General features: G+C 63.6%; 23 protein-coding genes. 2 read left to right on the top strand and 21 right to left on the bottom strand.

Annotated elements, in window-relative coordinates; translation table 11 throughout:
- Window positions 1-2 precede the first annotated feature (2 nt).
- Both modF and ppsA read right to left on the bottom strand, forming a co-directional pair.
- Window positions 3-1,457 carry a molybdate ABC transporter ATP-binding protein ModF gene (gene modF / locus ACW5W4_RS04905; RefSeq protein ID WP_456688605.1) on the bottom strand — a complete coding sequence of 485 codons (1,455 nt, stop codon included), beginning with the start codon at window positions 1,455-1,457 and terminating at the stop codon, window positions 3-5.
- A 118-nt stretch (window positions 1,458-1,575) separates the two neighbouring features.
- On the bottom strand, window positions 1,576-3,954 hold the full coding sequence (gene ppsA / locus ACW5W4_RS04900; RefSeq protein ID WP_456688604.1) for a phosphoenolpyruvate synthase: 2,379 nt from the start codon (window positions 3,952-3,954) through the stop codon (window positions 1,576-1,578).
- Window positions 3,955-4,250: 296 nt separating this feature from the next.
- Between ppsA and ppsR the strand changes: the two genes are divergently transcribed.
- The gene (ppsR, locus tag ACW5W4_RS04895; RefSeq protein ID WP_408796526.1) at window positions 4,251-5,063 is read left to right on the top strand and encodes a posphoenolpyruvate synthetase regulatory kinase/phosphorylase PpsR; all 813 of its coding nucleotides are present in this window, start codon (window positions 4,251-4,253) and stop codon (window positions 5,061-5,063) included.
- Between the two features lie 117 nt (window positions 5,064-5,180).
- Here ppsR and ACW5W4_RS04890 read toward each other — a convergent pair whose 3' ends face one another.
- Window positions 5,181-5,447: a hypothetical protein gene (locus ACW5W4_RS04890; protein ID WP_456688603.1), complete on the bottom strand. Its 267-nt coding sequence runs from the start codon at window positions 5,445-5,447 to the stop codon at window positions 5,181-5,183.
- 448 nt (window positions 5,448-5,895) lie between these two features.
- Between ACW5W4_RS04890 and ACW5W4_RS04885 the strand changes: the two genes are divergently transcribed.
- Complete coding sequence (locus tag ACW5W4_RS04885; protein ID WP_456688602.1) at window positions 5,896-7,272, top strand: amino acid permease; 1,377 nt, start codon at window positions 5,896-5,898, stop codon at window positions 7,270-7,272.
- A gap of 109 nt (window positions 7,273-7,381) precedes the next feature.
- Here the strand turns inward: ACW5W4_RS04885 and ACW5W4_RS04880 are convergent, their stop codons facing one another.
- The 18 genes from ACW5W4_RS04880 to ACW5W4_RS04795 all read right to left on the bottom strand — a co-directional run bounded on the left by ACW5W4_RS04880 (window position 7,382) and on the right by ACW5W4_RS04795 (window position 25,047).
- The gene (locus tag ACW5W4_RS04880) at window positions 7,382-7,618 is read right to left on the bottom strand and encodes a zinc ribbon domain-containing protein (protein ID WP_408796529.1); all 237 of its coding nucleotides are present in this window, start codon (window positions 7,616-7,618) and stop codon (window positions 7,382-7,384) included.
- 161 nt (window positions 7,619-7,779) lie between these two features.
- Window positions 7,780-9,276: a ribosome biogenesis GTPase Der gene (gene der / locus ACW5W4_RS04875; protein WP_427262283.1), complete on the bottom strand. Its 1,497-nt coding sequence runs from the start codon at window positions 9,274-9,276 to the stop codon at window positions 7,780-7,782.
- A gap of 74 nt (window positions 9,277-9,350) precedes the next feature.
- Window positions 9,351-10,556, bottom strand: coding sequence for an outer membrane protein assembly factor BamB (gene bamB, locus ACW5W4_RS04870; RefSeq protein ID WP_456688601.1), 1,206 nt, complete (start codon window positions 10,554-10,556; stop codon window positions 9,351-9,353).
- Window positions 10,549-11,199 (bottom strand): YfgM family protein, encoded by a 651-nt coding sequence (locus ACW5W4_RS04865; protein ID WP_427262281.1) that lies wholly within the window; start codon window positions 11,197-11,199, stop codon window positions 10,549-10,551. The genes bamB and ACW5W4_RS04865 overlap by 8 nt, the downstream gene beginning before the upstream one ends.
- 3 nt (window positions 11,200-11,202) lie before the next feature.
- Window positions 11,203-12,480 (bottom strand): histidine--tRNA ligase, encoded by a 1,278-nt coding sequence (hisS, locus tag ACW5W4_RS04860; protein ID WP_427262280.1) that lies wholly within the window; start codon window positions 12,478-12,480, stop codon window positions 11,203-11,205.
- 153 nt (window positions 12,481-12,633) lie between these two features.
- Window positions 12,634-13,749, bottom strand: a complete 1,116-nt coding sequence (gene ispG, locus ACW5W4_RS04855; RefSeq protein ID WP_427262279.1) for a flavodoxin-dependent (E)-4-hydroxy-3-methylbut-2-enyl-diphosphate synthase — start codon at window positions 13,747-13,749, stop codon at window positions 12,634-12,636.
- A gap of 9 nt (window positions 13,750-13,758) precedes the next feature.
- Window positions 13,759-14,682 (bottom strand): RodZ domain-containing protein, encoded by a 924-nt coding sequence (locus ACW5W4_RS04850; RefSeq protein WP_456688600.1) that lies wholly within the window; start codon window positions 14,680-14,682, stop codon window positions 13,759-13,761.
- Window positions 14,672-15,448, bottom strand: coding sequence for a type IV pilus biogenesis/stability protein PilW (gene pilW / locus ACW5W4_RS04845; RefSeq protein ID WP_456688599.1), 777 nt, complete (start codon window positions 15,446-15,448; stop codon window positions 14,672-14,674). Before pilW ends, ACW5W4_RS04850 begins: the two co-directional genes overlap by 11 nt.
- 27 nt (window positions 15,449-15,475) lie before the next feature.
- Complete coding sequence (locus tag ACW5W4_RS04840; protein WP_408796537.1) at window positions 15,476-16,579, bottom strand: bifunctional tRNA (adenosine(37)-C2)-methyltransferase TrmG/ribosomal RNA large subunit methyltransferase RlmN; 1,104 nt, start codon at window positions 16,577-16,579, stop codon at window positions 15,476-15,478.
- 171 nt (window positions 16,580-16,750) lie between these two features.
- Window positions 16,751-17,179 carry a nucleoside-diphosphate kinase gene (ndk, locus tag ACW5W4_RS04835; protein WP_041994423.1) on the bottom strand — a complete coding sequence of 143 codons (429 nt, stop codon included), beginning with the start codon at window positions 17,177-17,179 and terminating at the stop codon, window positions 16,751-16,753.
- A gap of 331 nt (window positions 17,180-17,510) precedes the next feature.
- The gene (pepB, locus tag ACW5W4_RS04830; RefSeq protein WP_041994426.1) at window positions 17,511-18,794 is read right to left on the bottom strand and encodes an aminopeptidase PepB; all 1,284 of its coding nucleotides are present in this window, start codon (window positions 18,792-18,794) and stop codon (window positions 17,511-17,513) included.
- Window positions 18,795-18,885: 91 nt separating this feature from the next.
- Entirely contained in the window at window positions 18,886-20,175 is a 1,290-nt protein-coding gene (pepB, locus tag ACW5W4_RS04825; protein WP_427262276.1) for an aminopeptidase PepB, read from the bottom strand.
- Window positions 20,176-20,319: 144 nt separating this feature from the next.
- Window positions 20,320-20,658 carry an ISC system 2Fe-2S type ferredoxin gene (gene fdx, locus ACW5W4_RS04820; protein ID WP_005907038.1) on the bottom strand — a complete coding sequence of 113 codons (339 nt, stop codon included), beginning with the start codon at window positions 20,656-20,658 and terminating at the stop codon, window positions 20,320-20,322.
- Window position 20,659: 1 nt separating this feature from the next.
- Window positions 20,660-22,507 carry a Fe-S protein assembly chaperone HscA gene (gene hscA / locus ACW5W4_RS04815; RefSeq protein WP_456688598.1) on the bottom strand — a complete coding sequence of 616 codons (1,848 nt, stop codon included), beginning with the start codon at window positions 22,505-22,507 and terminating at the stop codon, window positions 20,660-20,662.
- Window positions 22,508-22,534: 27 nt separating this feature from the next.
- Window positions 22,535-23,053 (bottom strand): co-chaperone HscB, encoded by a 519-nt coding sequence (gene hscB, locus ACW5W4_RS04810; RefSeq protein WP_408796541.1) that lies wholly within the window; start codon window positions 23,051-23,053, stop codon window positions 22,535-22,537.
- A 9-nt stretch (window positions 23,054-23,062) separates the two neighbouring features.
- Window positions 23,063-23,386: an iron-sulfur cluster assembly protein IscA gene (gene iscA, locus ACW5W4_RS04805; RefSeq protein ID WP_041994443.1), complete on the bottom strand. Its 324-nt coding sequence runs from the start codon at window positions 23,384-23,386 to the stop codon at window positions 23,063-23,065.
- Window positions 23,387-23,401: 15 nt separating this feature from the next.
- Window positions 23,402-23,788 carry a Fe-S cluster assembly scaffold IscU gene (gene iscU, locus ACW5W4_RS04800; RefSeq protein ID WP_005907033.1) on the bottom strand — a complete coding sequence of 129 codons (387 nt, stop codon included), beginning with the start codon at window positions 23,786-23,788 and terminating at the stop codon, window positions 23,402-23,404.
- A 44-nt stretch (window positions 23,789-23,832) separates the two neighbouring features.
- Complete coding sequence (locus tag ACW5W4_RS04795) at window positions 23,833-25,047, bottom strand: IscS subfamily cysteine desulfurase (protein WP_041994450.1); 1,215 nt, start codon at window positions 25,045-25,047, stop codon at window positions 23,833-23,835.
- Window positions 25,048-25,098: the final 51 nt, after the last annotated feature.

The raw sequence follows: 25,098 nt of genomic DNA, 5'->3' as shown, positions 1-25,098 counted from the left end.
GTTCAGCCCCCCAACCGCTCCTGCAGATAGCCGTACCCCCCCACGCCGTTTGCCACGAAGCTCAGACGATGGGTTAGGCCGGGGGGCGCGTCTTCGGCATGGTGGGAGACGAACAGCAGCTGGGTGCCTGCGCCGATGAGGCGCGCCACCATCTCCCGCACCAGGTGGCGATTGAGGGGATCCAGCCCCTGCAGGGGCTCGTCCAGGATCAGCAGCGGCGGGTGCTTGACCAGGGCCCGGGCGATCAGCACCAGCCGCTGCTGGCCGAAGGAGAGAGAGTGGAACGGCTGCGCCCCCCTTCCCTCGAGTCCCAACAGGGCCAGCCACTGGTCGGCGAGCGCCAGCTGGCGATCCCCCGGCCGGGTATAGAGCCCGATGGAGTCATAAAAACCGGAGAGGATCACCGTCTGCACCGAACAGTTGACGCGATAGTCCAGGTGCAGGGCCGGGCTCACCAGGCCGATATGGCGCTTGATCTCCCAGATGCTCTCGCCGCTGCCCCGCCGCCGTCCGAACAGATGGAGCTCATTGTTGTAACCTTGCGGGTGATCCCCGGTGATGAGGGCGAGCAGGGTAGACTTGCCAGCCCCGTTCGGTCCCACCAGTTGCCAGTGCTCCCCCTCGGCGATGATCCAGTCGAGCCCGTCAATGATCACCTGATCCCCGTAAGCGATACGCATGGCTTTCATGACCACCCGGGGACCCGGCGGCAAGGGGGCGGGTGCCATGAGCGGGGGCGGCAGACGGGGTGAGGCGGTTTCGGCCCGTGCCAGCTGGGCCACCTCCTGACTGCCAAGCACCGCATCACGCTCCCCCGCCAGCAGCAGGCGACACTCACCAAGAAGGCCGAGGTGGCTGGCAAAGGGCGGGATCTCGTCAAAACGGTTGACGATCACCACCAGGCGCAGCCCCTGCGCCACCAGGCCGGCCAGCAACATCATCAACGCAGCCCTGGCCCCCTGATCCAGGCCATCGAAGGGCTCGTCCAGCACCAGCAGCTCGGGTCGCCCCAGCAGGGCGCGGGCCAGCAGCAGCTTGCGCCCCTCCCCGCTCGAAAGGTGGCGATAGGGGCGATCCCACAGGGACTCGATGCCAAAGCGCGCCAGCAGCGCGCGGGCCTCTGGCTCCTCGCCGCCGGCCTCCAGCATCAGGGTCGATACCCGATAGCCCGCCTCCTCCTCTTCCCCCAGCAGGTCGGTATTGCGCCACTGCCAGTCCAGCTCCCCCAGCTGTTGCTGCGACTCGAACGAGAGTCGCTCGGCCCGGATCCGACCCGATACCGTTCCGGCACGCACCGCCAGCTCGCCGCACAGGGCCGACGCCAGCGCCGTCTTGCCGCTGCCGTTGCTGCCGACGAAGGCCCAGCAGGCCTGAGGCGCCAGGGTGAGATCGGGGATGAAGAGGGTCTGGTCGCCGTGAAGAGCCAAGCTGGCTGATTGCCACTGCAAAAGAGTCATGGGGTCGTCCTGTCGGGGGTTGCGCTCACCTTGAGCCCTCCCCTTGTATCAGAAAATCCGCCGCAGCAAAAAAAACGGCGCCATTGCGGCGCCGTGTCATGAAGGTGCGGGGACCGGGTCAGCCGGCCTTGTGCTGCTCGGCCAGATAGAGCCAGGTGTCGACCACGGTATCGGGGTTCAGGGACACCGAGTCTATGCCCTGCTCCACCAGCCAGGCGGCGAAGTCCGGGTGATCCGATGGCCCCTGGCCGCAGATCCCGACGTACTTGCCCGCCTTGCGGGCGGCGGCGATGGCCATGGCCAGCAGCGCCTTGACCGCCTCGTTGCGCTCGTCGAACAGGTGGGCAATCAGCCCGGAGTCCCTGTCAAGTCCCAGGGTCAGCTGGGTCATGTCGTTGGAGCCGATGGAGAAGCCGTCGAAGTGCTCGAGGAACTTGTCCGCCAGCAGGGCGTTGGAGGGCAGCTCGCACATCATGATGACTTTCAGCCCCCGCTCGCCACGGCGCAGACCGTTCTCCGCCAGGATCTCCACCACCTGCTCCGCCTCACCGACCGTGCGCACGAAGGGGATCATCACCTCGACGTTGGTCAGGCCCATGACGTCGCGCACCCGCTTCATCGCCTCGCACTCCAGGGCGAAGCAGGGACGGAAGCTGTCGGCGATGTAGCGCGACGCGCCACGAAAACCGATCATGGGGTTCTCTTCGTGGGGCTCGTAGCCGTGCCCCCCCACCAGGTTGGCGTATTCATTGGACTTGAAGTCCGACATCCGCACGATGACCCGCTCCGGCCAGAAGGCGGCGGCCAGGGTGGCGATCCCCTCGGTCAGCTTGGCCACATAGTATTCCCGCGGGCTGTCGTAACCGGCGATCATCTTGGTGATGGTGGCCTGGAGCTCGGGGCTCTGCTGGTCGAACTCCAGCAGCGCCTTGGGGTGGACCCCTATCATGCGGTTGATGATGAACTCGAGACGCGCCAGGCCCACGCCGGCGTTGGGCAACTGGGCGAAATCGAAGGCTCTGTCCGGGTTGCCCACGTTCATCATGACTTTGATGGGCAGGCGCGGCATGTTGCCCACCTCGGTCACCGCCACGTCAAAATCGAGCTTGCCGTCATAGATGAAGCCGGTGTCCCCTTCCGCGCAGGAGACGGTGATGAGCTGGCCCGGTGCTATGTGGTCGGTGGCATCGCCACAACCCACCACGGCCGGGATGCCAAGCTCCCGGGCGATGATGGCGGCGTGACAGGTACGGCCACCCCGGTTGGTGACGATGGCCGAAGCCCGCTTCATGATGGGCTCCCAGTCCGGATCCGTCATGTCGGTGACCAGCACATCGCCGGGCTGCACCTCGTCCATCTGGCTGATGGAGCTGATGACCCGCGCCGGGCCCGCGCCAATCTTGTGGCCGATGGCGCGCCCCTCGATCAGCACCTTGCCCGATTGCTTGAGGGCAAAACGCTCCAGGGTGTTCGCCTCCTGGCGGCTACGCACGGTTTCCGGGCGGGCCTGGACGATGTAGAGCTTGCCATCCTGCCCGTCCTTGGCCCACTCGATGTCCATGGGACGACCGTAGTGCTGCTCGATGATGAGGGCCTGCCTGGCCAGCTCCATCACCTCGTCGTTGCTGATGCAGAACTGGTTGCGCTCGGCATCCAGGGTGTCGACTATCTTCACCTGGCGGCCGTGACCTGCGTCATCGGAGTAGGTCATCTTGATGAGCTTGGAGCCCAGGGTCTTGCGCACCACGGCGGGGCGACCCGCGTTCAGGGTCGGCTTGTGGACATAGAACTCGTCCGGGTTGACCGCGCCCTGCACCACCATCTCCCCCAGCCCCTGGCTGCCGGTGATGAAGACCACGTCGTTGAAGCCGGATTCGGTATCCAGGGTGAACATGACGCCGGAGGCGGCCAAGTCCGAGCGCACCATGCGCTGGATGCCGGCGGAGAGGGCCACGCCCTTGTGATCGTACCCCTGGTGGACCCGGTAGGAGATGGCGCGATCGTTGAAGAGCGACGCAAACACGTGCTTGACCGCCGTCATGACGGCATCGATGCCGCGCACGTTGAGGAAGGTCTCCTGCTGGCCGGCAAACGACGCATCCGGCATGTCTTCGGCGGTGGCGGAGGAGCGCACCGCGAACGACGCCTCGAGACCCGCGCTCAGCTTGTCATAGGCGGTGCGAATGGCCTGCTCCAGCTCCGGCTGGAAGGGGGCATCGATCACCCACTGGCGGATCTGGTTGCCGGCGGCGCCGAGGGCCGCGATGTCATCCACATTCAGGCTGTCGAGCAAGTCATGGATCTTGTCGTTGAGCCCGCTGCGGTCCAGAAACTCATTAAAAGCAAACGCCGTGGTGGCAAAGCCACCTGGCACGGATACACCCGCTCCCGAGAGCTGGCTGATCATTTCACCGAGGGATGCGTTTTTGCCGCCAACTCGTTCTACATCTTGCATTCCGAGTTGCTCGTACCAGAGTACGTATTGTTGCACTTGCATGTCTCCAGGTTGGTGGGCATGGGGGCCGGGGCACCCTCTGCGCCTTGTTGTGTGCTTTTTGTTGGTTTGTTCCGTCGCCGCCCGCCGAGAAAACGTTTTCCTCTCCCGGTCAAAAAAATCCCCACGCAAGATTTGGGGATAGGCCGAATGACACAGTCATTCTACAATGCCAACACAAAAAGGTAACGATTCAGGTTTGCAACCTGGTTCACAACTTGGCAACGGCAGATCGGTTGACAATGGCCGTTTGGTATCGAGCGAAACTTTCTTCGCATCAAGCAAAAAGGGAGAAGGACGTGCACACGGTTTTTTATGTTTCAGATGGCACCGCCATTACCGCCGAGGTATTTGGTCACGCCGTGCTCAGCCAGTTCCCCATGATCTTCGAGCAGATCACCATCCCCTTCGTGGAGACCCTGGAGAAGGCGCGTCTGGTACGGCTGCGCATCGACGAGCAGTTCCGCCAGACCGGGGTGCGCCCCATCCTGTTCCACACCATCGTCGACCCCCTGGTGCGGGAGGAGGTGCTCAAGGCCCACGCCAGCAGCCACGATTTTCTCAACACCTTCGTCAGCCCCCTGGAGCAGGAGCTGGGGATCAAGGCCACCCCCCGCCTGCATCGCACCCACGGTATGGAGAATCGCAAGCTCTATGACGATCGCATCGAGGCGGTCAACTTCGCCCTGGCCAACGATGACGGCATCACCACCAAGGAGTATGACGAGGCGGACATCATCCTCATCGGGGTCTCCCGCTGCGGCAAGACCCCCACCAGCCTCTACCTGGCGCTGCAGTTTGGCATTCGCGCCGCCAACTACCCCTTCATCGAGCAGGACATGCAGGGCCTGGCGCTGCCCAGCGCCCTCAAGGCCAATCGCCACAAGCTGTTCGGCCTCACCATCACCCCGGAGCGGCTGCACGAGATCCGCAACCAGCGCCGCGCCAACAGCCGCTACTCCTCCCTGGAGCAGTGCCAGCAGGAGCTGGCGGCGGTGGAGCGTCTCTATCGCCAGGAGGCGATCCGCTTCCTCGACACCAGCGCCCACTCGGTGGAGGAGATCAGCGCCAAGATCCTCGAAGGCACCGGCATGCGGCGCCAGCTCTACTGACCCAAGTTTTGGCCCCAGCCTGGGTCTGGGATATCTGCAAGGCGCCCCGATCGCCAAGAGCGGGACGCCTTGCACCTCGGCTGAAAATGGCAAGAGGGCGCCCGTCGAGGGCGCCCTTCATGCTCCCGGGCCACCGAGCTCGCGGTTGCTCATCAGCTTGCCGTGGAAGGAGACTAGGCCATGACCATGGCGCACCCGCTCTGCCAGCCAGACACCCAGGGCCAGCCCCATGGTGCCCGCCCCCGCCATCACCCAGCCCCAGTGCACCTGCGCCAGCAGCCCCAGACACAGGGCCGCCCCCAGGGCCAGCAGCAACAGCAGGGGAGCCAGGCACAGCATCCCCCATAGCAGGGACTGTATGACCCAGGCCACTATCTTCATCATTCCTGACTCCACGCTGTTCACCATGATGGGAGGCCGTCACCTTGAGGATGCCAGCCCCCCTCACCACACTCCGGCACCACCGGTCGCCATATGAACCTCTTTTGAGGTCCACCCGCATCAATTCACAAGCAGAGTGAAAGGTCAAGCGGCCCCAACCCGAGCGAACAGAGATTGAGCAATGACTAATGAAAGTGAGAAGAACATCAAGAAAAGGCTGCCTGATGGCGAAAAAGCCAGCGGATGATAGCAAAAACAGGTGCATTGCGGGTCGATTATCACTATTCTGCTGCGGTTGGTAGCCATTACAAAAAACAGTAAATGGCCACATGTAACGAAATAAGTACGGATTTCGTCACGTTTTCGGCACGACATGCCGAGCCATGGCACAGGAAGTGTCCTGGCCAACGGGGCGAGAGACGAGTGAACTCAGCGACGTAAGGAAGGAAGCATGGATCTTCAACAAGAGGGCCAGGAGCTCAAGCGCGGACTCAAGAACCGCCATATTCAGCTCATCGCCCTGGGCGGTGCCATCGGCACCGGCCTGTTTCTCGGCATCGCCCAGACCATCAAGATGGCGGGCCCCTCGGTGCTGCTCGGCTATGCCATCGGCGGTTTCATCGCCTTTCTCATCATGCGCCAACTGGGCGAAATGGTGGTGGAAGAGCCGGTGGCCGGCTCCTTCAGCCACTTCGCCTACAAATACTGGGGGGATTTTGCCGGTTTCGCCTCCGGCTGGAACTACTGGGTGCTCTATGTGCTGGTGAGCATGGCCGAGCTGACGGCGGTGGGCATCTATGTCCAGTACTGGTGGCCCGAGATCCCGACCTGGATGTCGGCGGCCTTCTTCTTCGTGCTGATCAACGCCATCAACCTCACCAACGTCAAGGCGTTTGGCGAGATGGAATTCTGGTTCGCCATCATCAAGGTGGTCGCCATCGTCGGCATGATTGGCTTTGGCGGCTACCTGCTGGCCAGCGGCAGCGGCGGCCCAGATGCCAGCGTCAGCAACCTCTGGGATCAGGGGGGCTTCTTCCCCAACGGCATCAGCGGTCTGGTGATGGCCATGGCGGTGATCATGTTCTCCTTCGGCGGCCTGGAGCTGGTCGGCATCACGGCGGCGGAAGCGGACGATCCCCAGAAGAGCATCCCCAAGGCCACCAACCAGGTGATCTACCGCATCCTCATCTTCTACATCGGCGCCCTGGCCGTGCTGATGTCCCTCTATCCCTGGGGCAAGGTGGTGGAAGGGGGCAGCCCCTTCGTGATGATATTCCACGCCCTGGACAGCAACCTGGTGGCGACCGTGCTCAACATGGTGGTACTGACCGCGGCGCTGTCGGTCTACAACAGCTGTGTCTACTGCAACAGCCGCATGCTGTTTGGCCTGGCCAAGCAGGGCAATGGTCCCAAGGCCCTGCTCAAGACCAGCAAGAGCGGTGTGCCCGTGGCGGCCATCTCCGTCTCTGCCGCCGCCACCCTGCTGTGCGTGCTGATCAACTACCTGATCCCGGGCAAGGCATTCGAGCTGCTGATGGCCCTGGTGGTCTCGGCCCTGGTGATCAACTGGGCCATGATCAGCCTCGCCCACCTCAAGTTTCGCAAGGCCAAGCAGGCCGAAGGGGTGACCCCCAGGTTCAAGGCGTTCTGGCACCCGGTGGGCAACTACCTCTGCCTCGCCTTCATGGCCGTCATCCTGGTGATCATGTACCTGACCCCGGGCATCCAGATCTCCGTGCTGCTCATCCCGGTCTGGATAGTGGTACTGGCCATCGGCTACCAGTTCAAACGCAAGCGCCTGCTCGCCGCCGCGGCGGAGCCTGCCTGACCGATACGCACCAGGCCCGCCAAGAGGCCGAGTCAAACCTTAAGCAAAGAGGCGCCCCAGGGGCGCCTCTTTCTTGTCCGTCAATCCGGATGGGGCCAGCCCCATCCACCTATTCATCGACCCGGGTAATGGCAAAGATCACCCGGCGCTTGGAGATCAGGGAGCTGCATCCCTGGCAGAAGTAGTCGACCGCGCCGCACGCCTGCAGGCGCTCCAGCGGGGCCCCGCAATCGGGGCAGCTGGCCTCGAACCTCAACTCGGCATGGCAGCCGGGGCAACGCTGCTCGCCGTGGCGAGGATCCAGCGCCGCCGCGCAGAGGGGGCAGCAGGGGGAGGAATCATTCATGACAAGGGTCCTCATTGGATGGCGCCGGCCCAAGCAGGCGCGCAGGTTCACCGCTATCAGCATGGGGGCGACGGCTGGCCCGGGTCAAGGTAACAGGGTCCGGGCCCCCGGACCTTGACCCCCATCAAGGTAAAACGGCTGCCCTGAGGCAGCCGTCGTCATCACTTCTTCTTCATCTTGAGCAGGCGCTTGCGTTGGCGCTCCTGGCTCAGGGTGAGGTTGTTCTTCTTGCCCTCGAACGGGTTGACCGACTCCTGGAACTCGACCCGGATCGGGGTGCCCATGATCTTCAGGGACTTGCGGAAGTAGTTGATGAGATAGCGCTTGTAGGAATCCGGCAAGTCGTTCAACTGGTTGCCATGGATCACGATGCGCGGCGGGTTGTAGCCACCGGCGTGGGCATACTTGAGCTTGACCCGGCGACCGTTGACCATGGGCGGCTGGTGATCTTCCTGGGCCATCTGCATGATGCGGGTCAGCATGGCGGTGCTGGTGCGACGGGTCGCGGACTGGTACGCCTCCTGGATGGATTCGAACAGGTGGCCGACCCCGCTGCCGTGCAGGGCGGAGATGAAGTGCACCCGGGCGAAATCGATGAAGCCCAGACGACGGTCCAGCTCGTTCTTGACGTCCTCTTTCACCTTCTGATCCAGGCCGTCCCACTTGTTCACCACCAGCACCACGGAGCGGCCGGTGTTGAGCACGAAGCCCAGGATGCTCAAGTCCTGATCCGTGATGGTCTCGCGGGCGTCGATCACCAGTAGGCAGACGTTGGCATCTTCAATGGCTTTCAAGGTCTTGATGACGGAGAACTTCTCCACCGTCTCGTGCACCTTGCCGCGGCGACGCACGCCGGCGGTGTCGATGATGACGTACTTCTGCTCGTCACGCTCCATGGGGATGTAGATGGAGTCCCGGGTGGTGCCCGGCATGTCATAGACGATGACCCTGTCTTCCCCCAGCATGCGGTTGGTCAGGGTGGACTTGCCGACGTTGGGGCGACCGACGATGGCGAACTTGATGGGCAGGTCGGCGAACGGGGTCTCCTTGGTGTCCTCCCTGGTATCGAGCTCACCGGCGGCGACCATGCGCAGCAGGGCCTCTTCGTCGAAGTCCTCCTCTTCCTGCGCCTCTTCTTCGGCGTCGGCGGCGGCCTCGACCAGCTCCTCCAGATGGGGGGCCAGGGCCAGCTCCAGCAGGCTCAGTACGCCACGACCGTGGGCGGCGGCGATCTGGTAGACCTCCCCCAGCGCCAGGGAGTAGAACTCGGACACGGCGGAATCACCGTCGATGCCGTCGGTCTTGTTGGCGACCAGGAACACCTTCTTCTGGGACTTGCGCAGATGCTCGGCGATGGCCTGATCCGCGGCGGTCAGGCCGGCGCGGGCATCCACCATGAAGAGCACCACATCGGCCTCATCGATGGCCTGCAGGGACTGCTCGGCCATCTTCAGCTCGATCCCCTCCTCGGTGCCATCGATACCGCCGGTATCGACCACGATAAATTCCAGCTCGCCCAGCTTCGCCTGGCCGTACTTGCGGTCCCGGGTCAGGCCGGGGAAGTCTGCCACCAGGGCATCCCGGGTACGGGTCAGGCGGTTGAACAGGGTGGATTTCCCCACGTTGGGGCGGCCCACCAGGGCTACTACAGGAGTCATAAAAGCCTCATTCTCAAGACGACAAAGGCTCCGGGTCCGAAGACCAGGAGCCGGATAATCATAATGTCGGACGATCAGGGACGCTTCAGGGCGTACAACTTGCCGTCACGGCTCTGCACATACAGGGTCTCGCCATCCACCAGGGGGGCGGCATAGAGGCCACTGCTGTCGAGCTGTTGCATCGCCTGTATGGTGCCGTCGCTACGATCCAGCCAATACAGGTAACCTTCCACATCGCCGACCACCACATAGTCACCGAAGATGACGGGGGCCGTGACGCTGCGATTTTCGAGCTGGGTGTTGGACCACAGCTCCAGACCGTTGCGACGGTCGATGGCAAACAAGTGGCTGCGGCTGTCGGTCAGCACGATGGCATTGCCGGTCACCGCCATGTCGCGATAGCCGGAATACTTGCGCTTCCACACCTCGTCACCCGTCATCAGCTTGCGGGCCATCAGTTGGCCATTGTAAGCGATGGCGTAGAGTTCATCGCCGGCGATGAGGGGGGCGGCATCTACGTCCACCATGCGATCCAGCTCGGTGGCGCCACGCGGGTCGGCCACCTTGGACTGGCGCACCGGCTGGCCGTTGCCGAGCAGGGCGATGCCCACCTTGCCATCGGCGCGGCCGTAGAGCACGGCGCCATTGGTGATCACCGGTGCCCCCGTGCTGCGCAGGGTCAGCGGCGGTTGCTCCTCGGCCAGGGTCCATTGCAGCTTGCCCTCGTCGGTATCGAGCGCCACCAGGCGGCCCGAGGTGGTCAGCACCACCACACGGCCATCCTCGACGGCGGGACTCGCCACCACTTCACCGGGCACATTGGTCTGCCACAGCACCTCGCCATTCTCCTCGGAAAGGGCATAGACCTGACCATTCTCGGAGCCGAGGAACAGCTTGCCGTAACGGGAGACCAGGCCGCCGGAGAGGCGGGCGCTGCGCTTGTCGGCATTGACCGGCAAGTCCGCCAGATCCACGCTCCACAGCTCCTTGCCGGTGCTGCGCTCGAAGGCGGTGACGTCCCCGTCGCGGGCGGCGGCATAGATGACATCATCCTCGACCACGGGACGCAGCTGGGAGTAGAAATTGCCGATGCCATCCCCGACCGAGCTGCGCCACAGGGTGTCGGCCTGGAAGCTGGACTCCACCTTGGGCAGGGGCGCCATGGGATTGAGATCCTCATCCTTGCTGAACAGGGAGCAGCCCTGCAGCACCACGGCGATGGCGGTGGCGAGCGCGACGCGTTTGAGGTCGCGCTGCAAACCCGATGTCAGATCACGCATCTGGAGCTCCTGCAGTGGCGGCGGCCGGCAGGGCCAGATCGTCCATCTTCAGCTTGAGTTCCGGGCTGGCCTGCAGGCCACCGGCATCGGCCGCCGCCTGGTAGGCATCCCGCGCCTCTTCCGGCTTGCCCTGTTTGAGCAGCAGGTCGCCACGCACTTCCGCCACCTGGGCCTTGAAGGCGTCATTGCTGATCTTGCCAAGCTGGGCCTGGGCCTCGTCAAACTTGCCCTGATCCCCCAGTACCCGGGCCAGACGCAGGGCGGCGATGGGCTGCACGCTCTCGTCACCCTCGGCCACGACCCGGGTCAGCTGCTCTGCAGCCAGATCCAGCTTGCCCGCCTTGACGGCGGCGGCAGCCAGCTGCAGGGCGGCCAGCTCGCTGTAGGACTCGCCCTTGTGCTCGGCGATGAAGCTCTGCGCCTGGGCAAAGGCGGCATCGTCGCCCTTGGCCAGGGTCTGGGTCAGCTGGTTGTAGGCCTGGGAGGCGGCCTCCTGGTTCGACTGCTGGTGTTCGTTGTAATAGCGCCAGCCAAACAGGGCCACCAGACCGATGACGGTCCCGGCGATGACCGAGGTGCCGTTCTCTTTCCACCAGTTCTTGATGACTTCAACCTGTTGTTCTTCGGTGGTATACACTTCCACGGCTTACTCTCCTTTGTCTGCCAGCAGGGCAATGACGGCATCGACCGGGGCGGTCTGTTGTTCCCCCTGGCCACGCAGATACTTGATGGTCACCTCGCCGTTTTGCGCCTCGGACTCGCCGAGGATCAGGGCGATGGCCGCGCCGCTCTTGTCGGCACGCTTGAGCTGTTTCTTGAAGTTGCCGCCGCCGCAATGACTCATCAGGCGCAAGTCAGGCAGCGCATCGCGCAGCCGCTCGGCCAGGGCAAAACCGGCCGCTTCCACCCCCTCGCCCACCATGGCCAGGTAGACATCCACCGCAGGGCGAATGTCGGCATTGAGCTCCAGGGTCTCGAGCATCAGCACCAGTCGCTCCATGCCCATGGCGAAGCCCACCGCCGGGGTGGCTTGGCCGCCCAGCTGTTCCACCAGGCCATCGTAGCGGCCGCCGGCACAGACGGTGCCCTGGGCTCCCAGGCTGCTCGTCACCCACTCGAAGACGGTGAGGTTGTAATAATCGAGACCGCGCACCAGTCGCTCGTTCACCTCGAACCGGATGCCGGCGGCGGTGAGCAGACGCTTGAGCCCCTCGAAGTGGGCCAGGCTCGCTTCACCCAGGTGGTCGAACAGGCGCGGTGCGCCCACCAGGATCTCCTGCACCCGCTCGCTCTTGGAGTCGAGCACCCGCAGCGGGTTGCTGTACATGCGGCGCTGGCTGTCTTCGTCCAGCTCCTCCTTGTACTGCTCCAGGTAGGCGACCAGGGCATCGCGATAGGCGGCGCGCTCCTCGCTCTGACCCAGGGTATTGAGCTGCAGGGTGACGTGATCCTGGATGCCGAACAGGCGCCACAGGCGGTGAGTCAGCATGATGAGCTCGGCGTCTATGTCAGGCCCATGGATGCCGAACAGCTCGACCCCGAACTGGTGGAACTGGCGATAGCGCCCCTTCTGGGGACGCTCGTGGCGGAACATGGGGCCCATGTACCACATGCGGCGCTCCTGGTTGTAGAGCAGACCATGCTCGATACCGGCGCGCACGCAGCTGGCGGTACCTTCGGGGCGCAGGGTCAGGCTGTCGCCATTGCGATCCTCGAAGGTGTACATCTCTTTTTCGACCACGTCGGTCACTTCACCGATGGCACGCTTGAACAGATGAGTCTGCTCGACGATGGGCATGCGCACCTCGCTGTAGCCATAACTGGCGACAACCTGACGCAGGATCTGTTCCACTTTCTGCCATACCGGGCTCTGCTCCGGCAGGCAGTCATTCATACCGCGAATCGCTTGAATCTGTTTTGCCACGTTGCTACTCGAGAAAAGACGTGAAATTTGGCCGCATTATCGGTTTTTTCCACCCCTTGTTAAAATCCGGGGGCCCGGTTGCGGTATTAAAAAAAAAAAACAAAACGGCGGGCCCACCCCTGGGGCCCCCGCTCTGGTTGTACCTTTACCGGTTCAACCCTTGTCCACCTGGATCTGGTTGGCGGGATCCAGCATGGCGGCGCGGGCACGGATGCGCCGCTCCAGGGTCGGGATGAGATCCTTGTTGTCGAGCCGGTCGACCCGCTGCCCCCCCTCGTAGAAGGCGCTCTTGTTGGCCGCGCCGGCGAGGCCGAGATCCGAGACCAGGGCCTCGCCCGGGCCGTTCACCACGCAGCCGATGATGGAGACATCCATGGGGGTGATGATGTCTTCGAGCCGCTCTTCCAGGGCGTTGACCGTCCCTATCACGTCGAACTCCTGACGGGAGCAGGAGGGACAGGCGATGAAGTTGATGCCACGGGAGCGAATGCGCAGGGACTTGAGGATATCGAAGCCCACCTTCACCTCCTCCACCGGATCGGCGGCCAGGGAGATGCGCAGCGTGTCCCCGATGCCCTCGGTGAGCAGCATGCCAAGGCCGATGGCGGATTTCACCGCGCCGGCGCGGAAGCCGCCCGCCTCGGTGATCCCCAGGTGCAGGGGCTGGTCGATCTGCCTGGCCAGCAGGCGATAGGCGCCGACCGCCAGGAAGACGTCGGATGCCTTGACGCTCACCTTGAAGTTGTCGAAGTTGAGGCGGTCCAGGTAATCCACGTGGCGCATGGCCGATTCGAGCAGGGCCTCCGGGGTCGGCTCGCCATACTTTTCCTGGATGTCCCGCTCCAGGGAGCCGCCGTTGACGCCGATGCGGATCGGGATGTTGTAATGACGGGCGCAGTCGACCACGGCGCGCACCCGCTCTTCATTGCCGATGTTGCCCGGGTTGATGCGCAGGCAGTCGGCGCCATACTCGGCCACCTTGAGGGCGATGCGGTAATCGAAATGGATGTCGGCAACGATGGGGATCTGGGTCTGCTGCTTGATGAGGCGAAAGGCTTCCGCCGCCTCCATGGTGGGCACCGAGACCCGGACGATATCGGCACCGACCCGCTCGATCCGCCGGATCTGCTCGACGGTGGCGGCCACATCCGTGGTCTTGGTATTGGTCATGGTCTGGACCGTGATGGGGGCATCGCCCCCCACCGGTACCTTACCCACCATGATCTGCTTGGACTTGCGACGAATGATCGGGGATACATGAGCGGACATGGGTACAACTTACTCCTGCGGCAACGCGAACTTGGCGGTCCGGCCGTTATTGTAACGGCTCATGTCGATGGACTGGCCTTCGAACTCAATCCGGACCGCCATGGGCGCGCCCACGATGAATTTCAGCGGCGCGGTTCCGTTCAGAACCAGCTCGTCATTGGCCTTCTTCAGGCCGCTAAACAGGGTCTTGCCGGTGGCATCCTTCACGTCGAGCCAGCAGTCGGCGGTGAAGTTGAGCTTGAGCTGGGGCACGCTGGCCGGCTCTGCGGCGGGCTCTGCGGCGGGCTCGGCCACCGTGGCCACGGCCTCGCTGACCACGGGCTCTTCGACCGGGGCCGTGGGGATGGCGGCGCTCACGGCAGGCTCTTCGCTCGCGGACGCGGCACCTTGATCCACCTCGGCCAGGGGCGCCGGTTCCACCAGGGAGAGCTCGCCTTCGGTGGCCTCGCTCACCTCGGGGGAGGCAGAGGCGCCTATCTCGCTGGCGGCCAGCGCCTCCTCCCCGGCGGATCGCTTGGCCGTGCTCTGCCACCACCAGGCGACTGACAGACCGATCAGGGCCAGGATCACCAGCCAGGTCACCAACTTCAGGCGGCTGTCATTGGCCTGCTGACGGGAGCGGCGCGAGAAGCTCTGCATGTCGATGTTGTCCGGGGGGGTCAACCCCAGCTTGGTATAGGCGGCGAGCACAGTCTCCTCGGGCACCCCCACCAGCTTGGCGTAGGTGCGCAGGTAACCCCGGATGAAGGTATGAGAGGTGTGCTTGTCGTAAGTATCTGATTCGATAGCCGCAATCAGGGTAAGACGAAGATGAAGGCGTGACGCTACCTGTTCACGGGTCCAGCCAAGCTGTTCGCGAGCGGCGCGCAGCAGCTGGCCAGGGCCCGCTGCCTGAGATTCGTCTTGAGAGTCGTGTTGCTGTTCAATAGTCATTGGCTAAGTAACGCTTGGCTTGTGGCGAAGAGGGAAAGCGCTGTACCAGCTCAGTCCCGAATTGGTGAAGTAATGCCGGTTTGTCCATCGACTGGGCGAGACGCAGTCTCAGCCAGAGGCTCTGTTCGCTCTCCTCGGCCACGGCCGCATAACGAACGAGATAGTCCTGCACATCGGTCAGCTTGCCATCTTTCATGGAAAGCTCGGCCAAGTCCAGCAATAACCCTGGATCGCGGGGATTATACCCCAAGGCCAGATGATAGTATTCGCTCGCCTTGTCTTTTCTGTTGTTTTGCAACGCACAGAGCGCCGCATTCTCGTAGGTGTCGGCGATCTTGACGTAGTCTGGCTGGGCGATGGCCCGGTTGAAGGCCTGGTCGGCCTCGTCGAAGCGGCCGCGATTGCAGAGGAAGGCGCCGTAGTTGTTCATGGCGTCAGCATTGGTCGGATCCATGACCAGGGCTTTCTTGTAACTCGCCTCGGCCGACTTGAAATCCTGCACCTGCTGGAAGAAATAGGCGAAGCCTATCTGGATCTGGGGGTTGCCGGGGTCATATTGCAGCGCCTTGTCCAGATTGAACTTGGCCTGCTCGCTGTTGCCCTGACGCAGATATTGGATGCCCAGATCCAGCCTGGTCTGGGCCGCGGCCTTCAGATCCGGGCCGACTTCCCTTTGTGTCGAGTTCGGGCCAACGTAGCTAGTCTCGGTCACGCAGCCGGACAGCGCACAGAGCGCTGCCACCATAATCAATTTACGTGTATCCATTTCCCTGACTATACAATGGCTTAGCGGTTAGACCATTTTGACGGAAATCCCATCCTGTTGCATCCGCTTTTTCATGGTGCGTTTAGTGCGGTCGATCACATCTCCGACCAACTGACCGCAGGCGGCGTCGATGTCGTCCCCGCGGGTCTTGCGCACTATCACGGTCAGGCCGTACTCCATCAGCACCTTGGAGAAGCGGTCGATGCGACTGTTGCTCGGCTTGCCAAACGGGTTGCCCGGGAAGGGGTTGAAGGGGATCAGGTTGATCTTGCTCGGGGTATCTTTCAGCACCTGAGCCAGCTCGTGGGCATGCTGCATGTCGTCATTGATATGATCGAGCAGCACATATTCCACCGTGACCCGGCCCCCATTGGCGTTGGACTTGGCCAGGTAACGACGCACACCGGCGAGGAAATCCTCGATGTTGTACTTGTCGTTGATGGGCATGATCTCGGAGCGCAGCTTGTCGTTCGGCGCATGCAGGGAGATGGCCAGGGCCACGTCGATCTGATCCCCCAGCATGTCCAGGGCCGGCACCACGCCGGAGGTGGAGATGGTCACCCGACGCTTGGAGATGCCATAGCCAAAATCGTCCATCATCAGCCGCATGGCCGGGATCACGTTGGAGAGGTTGAGCAGGGGCTCGCCCATGCCCATCATCACCACGTTGGTGATGGGGCGCTTGCCGCCAACCACCTTGGCGGCGCGCCACACCTGGCCGATGATCTCGGAGACCTTCAGGTTGCGGTTGAAGCCTTGCTGGGCGGTGGAGCAGAAGGTACAGGCCAGGGCGCAGCCGACCTGGGAGGAGACGCACAGGGTGGCGCGGTCCGCTTCCGGGATGTAGACGGTCTCGACTTCCTGGTCCCCGACCTGCAGGGCCCACTTGATGGTGCCATCGGAAGAGCGCTGTTCACGGCTCACTTCCGGAGCGCGGATCTCGGCCACCGCCTTGAGCCGCTCGCGCAGCACCTTGTTGACGTTGTTCATCTGATCGAAATCGTCACAACCGAAGTGATAGATCCACTTCATCACCTGATCCGCCCGGAATGGCTTCTCGCCCAGTTCGACGAAGAAGGCACGCATGGCATCCCGATCAAGATCCAGCAGGTTGGTTTTTGTTTCGCTCATCAAAGGCCTCAGTCCACACACTACGAAATGATTGCTGACGGTCGTCAGGGGGCGGCATTGTACAAATAATGTGTCTGCCTTGCTACCCGCAGCATACGGAGTTATCCGGCTTTTCGCCAAATAACGAAAGGGAGCCGAGGCTCCCTTTGCTGGTTTTCACTGCCGACGTCATCAGGCGCGCGGGCAGATCTCGTCATCGCCGAAGAAGTAGGCAATTTCACGGGCGGCAGAGGCCGGGGCATCGGAACCGTGTACGGCGTTGCGATCTATGCTGTCGGCGAAGCAGGCACGCAGGGTACCGGCCAGGGCATCGGCAGGATTGGTGGCGCCCATGATCTCGCGGTTGCGACGGATGGCGTCTTCGCCCTCCAGCACCTGCACCATGACGGGACCCGAGGTCATGAAGGCGACCAGGGCATCATAGAAGGGGCGCCCTTCGTGCTCGGCGTAGAAGCCGGCAGCCTGCTCGCGGCTCATGTGGATCATCTTGGCTGCGACGATGCGCAGGCCCGCGCTCTCGAAGCGGTTGTAGATGGCACCGATCAAGTTCTTGCTGACCGCATCCGGCTTGACGATAGAGAAGGTACGTTCGATAGCCATTAGATCTTCCTTAAACTACTGAGAATTAGGGTAAGAATTGATGTTCGGCGGCGATTATACGTAAACAAAAAGCGAAACAACATACAAAAAGGCAACTTTTTGTTAAACAAAGTCATCGTTAAAACAACATGACAGCTCACCTTGCCGTAGCCTAACCCAAAAAAATGTGCGCTTGCCCACGTTTTTCTGACCAAATGCATGAAAATCAAGCTCTCCCTCCCCTCTCGGGCGCCCTGTTGGCCTGCTGCCTTGCGGCGGGCGATCGCCCGAAGGCGCGGATCTTGGCCATGAAAAAGGCGCCATCAGGCGCCTTGTGGCAATGGGGTGAGCACTATCGCGTCTCGTCCAGCAGGGTGCGGGCCAGGGTACGCATCCCCAGGGTATTGGCCCCCGGCGCCCACAGGCTGTCACCGTTCTCGCTGAAACAGGAGGCAAGATCCACGTGCAGCCAGCCCTGCCCCTCGTTGGCGACGAAGCGGGAGAGGAAGCCGGCCGCGTTGGAGGCGCCCCCCGGGCCGCCGCCCGGCACGGGACGGCTGTTGGCGGTGTCGGCATAGTGGGACGGGCACTGGGTGCGGTGCCAGGGCTCGAGGGGCAGCGGCCAGGCCGGCTCCTGCTCCGCCTCGGCGTAGGTCATGGCCCGGCTCACCAGTCCCTTGTCCAGGCCGAACAGGGCGTTGTAACGTCCCCCCAGCGCCATCACGGCCGCCCCGGTCAGGGTGGCGGCGTCCAGGATGAGGGGCGCGCCGCTGGCACAGGCCAGCTGCAGGCCATCGGCCAGTACCAGACGCCCCTCGGCGTCGGTGTTGACTATCTCCACCGTGGTGCCGTTCTTGTAGGTGAGGATGTCACCCAGCTTGTAGGCGTGGCCCGAGACCAGGTTCTCGGCGCAGCAGAGGATGAGCTTGACCCGCTTGTCCAGGCCCCGCAGCATGGCCAGCGCAAGGGCGCCGGTGACGATGGCGGCGCCCCCCATGTCATGCTTCATGGTCAGCATGCCCTGGGAGGTCTTCATGGAGTAGCCACCGGAGTCGAAGGTGATGCCCTTGCCCACCAGGGCTGCGGCGACGGGGGCCTTGGGATCCTTGCCCGGGTTGAAGTCGAGCTCCAGCATGACGGGCTCGCGATCGCTGCCACGGCCCACCTGATAGAGGCCCACCCAGCCGGCCTGGGCCAGGGCCTCGCCCTTGAGGATGCGGTGGCTCACCTTGTCCGGCGCCAGCTCGGTGATGAAGGCCGCCGCCTCCACCGCCAGATCCAGCGGCCCCAGCTGCTCCGGCGTGGCATTGGTCATCTCCCGTACCCAGCGCCCGCACAGCCAGCGTCCTTCCAGCTCGGCCCTGTCCTCCTCGCTGCAGGTGGCCCATTGCAGCTCCACCTCCACCTTGGGGGTCTGCAGCCCCTGGGCGAAGGCCCACTGCTGCTCCCTGTCCCAGTGACCGGCCAGGCTCACCCTGTGGATCCCCTGGCTGCAGAGGCGGCGCGCCGCCTGCTGGATATCCTGCAGGGGACTCGCACTCACCAGATGGATCAGGGCGCCGTCGGCGCGATGGGAGAGCAGGGCGCCCTCCCCCCACTCGGGGGCGGCAAATTCACGGCTCAGCCAGACATTCATACAGACACCTCTTCGAGACAGATCGCAATGGAGGCCCCCCCGGCTAACACCGGGTAGCCGTGGTCATGATCCCCCTGTTTCAGGCAGGCGTTCATGCCGTCACCTCTTCGAGCCAGCGGGCGATGGTGCGCAGGCCATGGCCCTTGGCGCCGGTGGCCCACAGCTCGTTGCCCGCCTTCTGGTAGGCACCGGCCAAGTCCATGTGCAGCCAGCCCCGCCCCTCGTCACGGACGAAGCGCGACAGGAAGGCGGCCGCCGTGGTGGCGCCGGCCGTGCCTTCGGCCGTGGCCACGTTGCTCATGTCGGCAAACGAGGAGCCGAGCTGGCCCTGATGCCAGGTCTCCAGCGGCAGGACCCAGGCCTTCTCGTTTTCCGCCTTGGCGGCGGCCAGACCACGGGCCTGCTCGGCCTCGTCCAGGGCGAACAGGGCATTGTAGTCACGGCCCAGGGCCATCTTGGCGGCGCCGGTCAGGGTGGCGGCATCGAGAATGTAGGGGGCGCCGCTCTCGCTGGCGGTCAGCAGGCCGTCCGCCAGCACCAGGCGTCCCTCGGCGTCCGTGTTCTGGATCTCGACGCTGATGCCGTTGCGATAGGTGAGGATGTCGCCGAGCTTGAAGGCATGGCCCGAGACCAGGTTCTCGGCGCAGCAGAGGATGAGCTTGACCCGCTTGTCCAGACCCCGGGCGATGGCCAGGGCCAGGCCGCCGGTCACCATGGCGGCGCCCCCCATGTCGGATTTCATCGGCAGCATGCCATCGGACGATTTCATGCTGTAGCCGCCGGAGTCGAAGGTGATCCCCTTGCCCACCAGGGCGGCGGCCACGGGGGCATCCGGGTTGCCGCTCGGGTTGTAATCGAGTTCCAGCAACACGGGCTCGCGCTCGCTGCCCCGGCCCACCGACCAGATGCCGATGTGGCCCGCTTCCTTCAGGGCTTCACCGCTGGTGATGCGGGCGGTGACACTGTCACCGGCCAGGCCGCGAATGAGCAGCAGGGCGGATTCCGCCAGGCTCATGGGGTAGATCTCCTCCGGGCAGGCGTTGGTCACGTCCCGCACCCAGGCGCTGGCCTTGAGCAGGCCATCGAGGGCCTGGGCGTCCTGGGCCGACTGCTCGCCAAACGCCAGTGTCCGCTCCCCCTTGGCGGCATAGAAGCCCTGGGCGAAGGCGAAGCGGCGCTCCAGATCCCAGCCCTCACCGGCCAGGCGCACCCGCTTGATGCCGGAGGACTCCAGGCGGCGGGCGGCCCGCTGAATGGCGCGCAGGGGCTCCTGGTCAAGATGTACCCGGGCTTCGTCACCGTTGAAACTCAGCAGGGCACTCTCGCCCCAGTGGGGGGCGGCCGCCTGGGTGGACAACACTACATTCATCATCTCAGCCATCTCTTCTTGCTTCCTTTTCTTTTTGGCAATGGGTCGGTCGGGGAATGGCGGCAATAAAAAAGGCCGTCTCCCTCTCGGGTCACGGCCTTCACCATATCACTTTTGCATCCGCACCGGCTGCATACTCGTTTGACCCGGCGCGGATCAGTGGCGCTCGGAGGCGAGGTTGAGGGTGTATTTGGGCAGCTCCACCACCAGATCCTCGTCCGCCAGACGCGCCTGGCAGCTCAGCCGGGATTCCGGCTCCAGGCCCCAGGCCTTGTCCAGCATGTCGTCTTCCAGCTCGTCGCTCGGCTCGAGGGAATCAAAGCCTTCCCGTACCACGCAGTGGCAGGTGGTGCAGGCGCAGGATTTCTCGCAGGCATGCTCTATCTCGATGCCGTTGCGCAGGGCGATGTCCAGTATGGTCTCACCGCTCGCCCCTTCCAGGGCCGCGCCCTCCGGGCAGAGTTCGGGATGGGGCAAAATGATCAGTTTCGGCATATCACACCTTGTTAACGTCTTGGCCGGTCAGCACCTTGCGGATGGAGGCATCCATGCGACGGGCGGCAAACTCGCCACTGGCAGCATCCGCCGCCTCGATGGCATCTTTGATTTCATTGGTCGACCCGGCCAGGCGCATCTGGCTGAGATGGGCGATGGCGGCATCGAGTTCGGCCCGCTCGGCGGCGCTCAGCAGGGTCTCACCATCGGCGGCCAGGGCGGCATTGAGGCTCTCGATGACGCGATCCGCCTCTACCTGCTGTTCGGCCAGCATGCGGGCGGCCATGTCCTGCTCCGCATGCTCGATGGAGGAGGTCAGCATGGAGAGGATCTCCTCCTCGGCCAGGCCGTAGGAGGGCTTGACCTGGATCTCAGCCTGCACCCCGGAGGACTTCTCCATGGCGCTGACCGAGAGCAGACCATCGGCATCCACCTGGAAGGTGACCCGGATGTGGGCGGCCCCCGCCGCCATGGGCGGAATGCCGGTCAGGGTGAAGCGAGCCAGGGAGCGGCAATCGGCCACCAGCTCGCGTTCTCCTTGCACCACGTGGATTGCCATGGCGGTCTGGCCATCCTTGAAGGTGGTGAACTCCTGGGCGCGGGCCACCGGAATCGTGGTGTTGCGCGGGATCACCTTCTCGGCCAGCCCCCCCATGGTCTCAAGCCCCAGGGAGAGCGGGATCACGTCCAGCAGCAGCATCTCGGCGTCGGGCTTGTTGCCCACCAGGATGTCGGCCTGGATGGCGGCACCGATGGCCACCACCTTGTCGGGGTCGATGCTGGTGAGCGGGGTGCGGCCGAAGAAGCCGCCCACCTGTTCACGCACCAGGGGCACGCGGGTCGAGCCGCCGACCATCACCACTTCCAGCACCTCGTCGGCGCCGAGCCCGGCATCTTTCAGGGCGCGGCGGCAGGCCAGCAGGGTGCGCTTGACCAGGGGCAGGATGAGGGCATCAAAGCCGGCACGGCTCACCTCCCCCTGCCAGCCGGCAAAGGTACAGGGCACGGTGTCGGCATCGGTCAGGCCATGCTTGACCGCGGCCGCCGTGTCCAGCAACTCCCGTTGCAGGCGGGCATCGAGGTCGCCGGCCAGACCGGCCTGCTCCTTGATCCAGTCCGCCAGCAGGTGATCGAAGTCATCGCCACCCAGGGCCGAGTCGCCGCCGGTGGCCATCACCTCGAACACGCCGCGATGCAGGCGCAGGATGGAGATATCGAAGGTGCCGCCGCCGAGATCGTACACGGCGATCACCCCTTCCTGACCCGAATCCAGACCGTAGGCGATGGCGGCGGCCGTGGGCTCGTTGAGCAGGCGCAACACGTGCAGACCGGCCAGACGGGCCGCATCCTTGGTGCCCTGGCGCTGGGCATCATCGAAATAGGCAGGCACTGTGATGACGACACCATCGAGATCGCCCCCCAGGGACGCGGCACCGCGCTCGGCCAGGCTCTTGAGGATCTCGGCCGACACCTGCACCGGATTGACCAGCCCCTGGCGGGTCAGGATCTGGGGCGAGCCGTTGTCACTGGCCACAAACTCGTAAGGCTGCTGGCGGGTGTCAATGTCCGCCAGGGCCTTGCCCATCATGCGCTTGACCGAGATGATGGTGTTGCGGGGGTCGAGGGCAGCCTCGCGCTTGGCGTCAAATCCGACCCGGATGGTGTCGGTCTGGTAGTGCACGGCGGAGGGCAACAAGACCCGCCCCTGACTGTCACTGAGGGTATCGGCCTGGCCGCTGCGCACCGCGGCAACCAGCGAGTTGGTGGTGCCCAGATCGATGCCGACGGCACGTTTATGCTGATGAGGCGCGGCGCTCTGGCCGGGCTCGGCGATTTGCAGTAATGCCATGGGAGTGAAAATTCCAGCGTTAAGGGATCAAGACTCGAACAGCGAGTCTTCGAAACGTTCCAGCTCATCGAGCAGCTTGTCGACAAACTTGAGCTTGCGCACGCAATCGGCGGCCTTGAGATCGTCGCCAGCGGCGAGACTGTCGATCAGCCGTTGCATCAGATGGCGGTGATCCTGCCCTATCTCCTGGCGAAAATCCGCGATGGCCGCCTCAGGTTGGGGATCGGACTTGAGATCCGCCAGCCGCTCGCGCCACTCCAGTTGCTGCATCAGGAAGGCGGTGTCTTGCAGGGTCTGCTGTTCGCCGCGGATCTCGGTGCCCCGCAGGGAGAGCAGGTATTCGGCACGGCGCAGGGGCGCCTTGAGGGTGGCGAACGCATCGTTGATGCGGGCCGCCTGCTGCACGGACGCCAGCCGCTCCCGTTCGGGAGCGGTGGCAAAACGGTCTGGATGGAACTGGGTTTGCAGCTGGCGGTAGGTCTCCCCCAGCTGGCGGGTATCGAGCTCGAACCCTGGTACCAGTCCAAACAGCTCGAAATGGTTCATGAGGTCCCCTTACACACTGAAGCTTTCGCCGCAACCACACTCGCCCTTGGCATTCGGGTTGTTGAACTGGAAGCCCTCGTTGAGGCCCTCCTTGACGAAATCCAGCTCGGTGCCATCCAGGTGGGCCAGGCTCTTGGCGTCGACGATGATCTTGACGCCCTGCTGCTCAAATACCCGATCGCCGTCGCTGAGCTCGTCAACGAACTCCAGCACATAGGCGAGACCCGAGCAGCCGGTGGTCTTGACGCCGAGGCGCAGGCCCAGGCCCTTGCCGCGGTTGCTCAGGAAATTGGATACCCGCTCGGCCGCGGCTGCTGTCATGGTAATGGCCATACTGCTCTCCGAACCTTAAACGAGACCTTTCTTCTGCTTGTAGTCGGCGATGGCTGCCTTGATGGCATCCTCAGCCAGGATGGAGCAGTGGATCTTGACCGGCGGCAGCGCCAGCTCTTCGGCGATATCCGTGTTCTTGATACCGGCCGCTTCGTCCAGTGTCTTGCCCTTGACCCACTCGGTCACCAGGGAGCTGGAGGCGATGGCGGAGCCACAACCATAGGTCTTGAACTTGGCATCTTCGATGATGCCGGCGTCGCTGATCTTCAGCTGCAGCTTCATGACGTCGCCGCAGGCCGGCGCACCGACCATGCCGGTGGCGATGCTGGGGTCGTTCTTGTCGAAACCGCCGACGTTACGGGGGTTTTCGTAGTGGTCTATTACTTTTTCGCTGTAAGCCATGATTAACTCCTGCTAATTCCGTTGTCGCCGCTGATCCTCAGTGATCAGTGGTGTGCCCATTCGACCGTGTTCAGATCGACGCCGTCCTTGTACATCTCCCACAGGGGAGACATCTCGCGCAGACGACCGATGGAGTCACGGATAAGCTTGATTGCGTAATCGATCTCTTCTTCCGTGGTGAAGCGACCCATGCTGAAACGAATGGAGCTGTGTGCCAGCTCGTCGTTCAGGCCGAGGGCGCGCAGCACATAAGAGGGCTCCAGGCTGGCAGAGGTACAGGCCGAACCGGAGGAGACCGCCAAATCCTTGAGCGCCATGATGAGGGATTCCCCTTCCACATAGGCAAAGCTGACGTTGAGGTTGCCCGGCACGCGCTGATCCAGATCCCCGTTGACGTAGACGGCTTCGATGTCTTTCACCCCGTCCCACAGACGCTGGCGCAGGGCCATCATGCGCTGGCTCTCGCTCGCCATCTCTTCCTTGGCGATGCGGAACGCTTCGCCCATGCCGACGATCTGGTGGGTCGGCAGGGTGCCGGAGCGCATGCCACGCTCGTGGCCGCCGCCGTGCATCTGGGCTTCCAGACGAACCCGCGGCTTGCGACGCACATAGAGGGCGCCGATCCCTTTCGGACCATAGACCTTGTGGGCGGACACGGAGAGCAGATCCACCTTGAGGGCTTCGACGTCCACCGGGATCTTGCCGGCGCTCTGGACCGCATCGACGTGCAGGAAGATCTTGCGCGAACGGCACAGGTTGCCGATGGCGGCGATGTCTTGCACCACGCCGATCTCGTTGTTGACGTGCATGATGCTCACCAGCACGGTGTCATCGCGCAGGGCGCCTTCGATCTGCTCCAGGGTGAACAGGCCGTTGGGCATGGGCTCGAGGTAGGTCACCTCGTAGCCTTCACGCTCCAGCTGGCGGCAAGTGTCGAGCACCGCCTTGTGTTCGGTCTTGGAGGTGACGATGTGCTTGCCCTTGCTGGCGTAGAAGTGGGCTATGCCCTTGATGGCCAGGTTGTTGGACTCGGTCGCACCTGAGGTGAACACGATCTCGCGGGGATCGGCACCGATGAGCTCTGCCACTTGATTTCGGGCCAGATCGACCGCCTCTTCGGCCTGCCAGCCGAAGCGGTGGGAACGGGAGGCAGGGTTGCCAAACAGGCCATCCATGGTGAGGCACTGCATCATCTTCTCCGCGACCCTGGGGTCGACGGGGCAGGTTGCCGAATAATCAAGGTATATAGGCAGTTTCATCTTTTTCTCCGTTACAGACCGACCACACATCGGTTGGCTGTGGAAAGCACG

Source organism: Aeromonas crassostreae, from assembly GCF_054052445.1.
The sequence above is the reverse complement of the archived record's forward strand: the minus strand, read 5'-3'. Positions and strand labels throughout refer to the sequence as shown.

Coding starts and splice junctions, on each gene's coding strand:
- iscU (WP_005907033.1), bottom strand. CDS start 23,788: ATGGCTTACAGCGAAAAAGTAATAGACCACTACGAAAACCCCCGTAAC.
- der (WP_427262283.1), bottom strand. CDS start 9,276: ATGACTCCTGTAGTAGCCCTGGTGGGCCGCCCCAACGTGGGGAAATCC.
- ACW5W4_RS04795 (WP_041994450.1), bottom strand. CDS start 25,047: ATGAAACTGCCTATATACCTTGATTATTCGGCAACCTGCCCCGTCGAC.
- ispG (WP_427262279.1), bottom strand. CDS start 13,749: ATGTCCGCTCATGTATCCCCGATCATTCGTCGCAAGTCCAAGCAGATC.
- ppsA (WP_456688604.1), bottom strand. CDS start 3,954: ATGCAAGTGCAACAATACGTACTCTGGTACGAGCAACTCGGAATGCAA.
- ACW5W4_RS04890 (WP_456688603.1), bottom strand. CDS start 5,447: ATGATGAAGATAGTGGCCTGGGTCATACAGTCCCTGCTATGGGGGATG.
- ACW5W4_RS04880 (WP_408796529.1), bottom strand. CDS start 7,618: ATGAATGATTCCTCCCCCTGCTGCCCCCTCTGCGCGGCGGCGCTGGAT.
- ACW5W4_RS04840 (WP_408796537.1), bottom strand. CDS start 16,579: ATGAGCGAAACAAAAACCAACCTGCTGGATCTTGATCGGGATGCCATG.
- iscA (WP_041994443.1), bottom strand. CDS start 23,386: ATGGCCATTACCATGACAGCAGCCGCGGCCGAGCGGGTATCCAATTTC.
- pilW (WP_456688599.1), bottom strand. CDS start 15,448: ATGGATACACGTAAATTGATTATGGTGGCAGCGCTCTGTGCGCTGTCC.
- modF (WP_456688605.1), bottom strand. CDS start 1,457: ATGACTCTTTTGCAGTGGCAATCAGCCAGCTTGGCTCTTCACGGCGAC.
- pepB (WP_427262276.1), bottom strand. CDS start 20,175: ATGGCTGAGATGATGAATGTAGTGTTGTCCACCCAGGCGGCCGCCCCC.
- pepB (WP_041994426.1), bottom strand. CDS start 18,794: ATGAATGTCTGGCTGAGCCGTGAATTTGCCGCCCCCGAGTGGGGGGAG.
- ACW5W4_RS04850 (WP_456688600.1), bottom strand. CDS start 14,682: ATGACTATTGAACAGCAACACGACTCTCAAGACGAATCTCAGGCAGCG.
- ACW5W4_RS04885 (WP_456688602.1), top strand. CDS start 5,896: ATGGATCTTCAACAAGAGGGCCAGGAGCTCAAGCGCGGACTCAAGAAC.
- fdx (WP_005907038.1), bottom strand. CDS start 20,658: ATGCCGAAACTGATCATTTTGCCCCATCCCGAACTCTGCCCGGAGGGC.
- ndk (WP_041994423.1), bottom strand. CDS start 17,179: ATGGCTATCGAACGTACCTTCTCTATCGTCAAGCCGGATGCGGTCAGC.
- bamB (WP_456688601.1), bottom strand. CDS start 10,556: ATGCGTGATCTGACATCGGGTTTGCAGCGCGACCTCAAACGCGTCGCG.
- hscA (WP_456688598.1), bottom strand. CDS start 22,507: ATGGCATTACTGCAAATCGCCGAGCCCGGCCAGAGCGCCGCGCCTCAT.
- hscB (WP_408796541.1), bottom strand. CDS start 23,053: ATGAACCATTTCGAGCTGTTTGGACTGGTACCAGGGTTCGAGCTCGAT.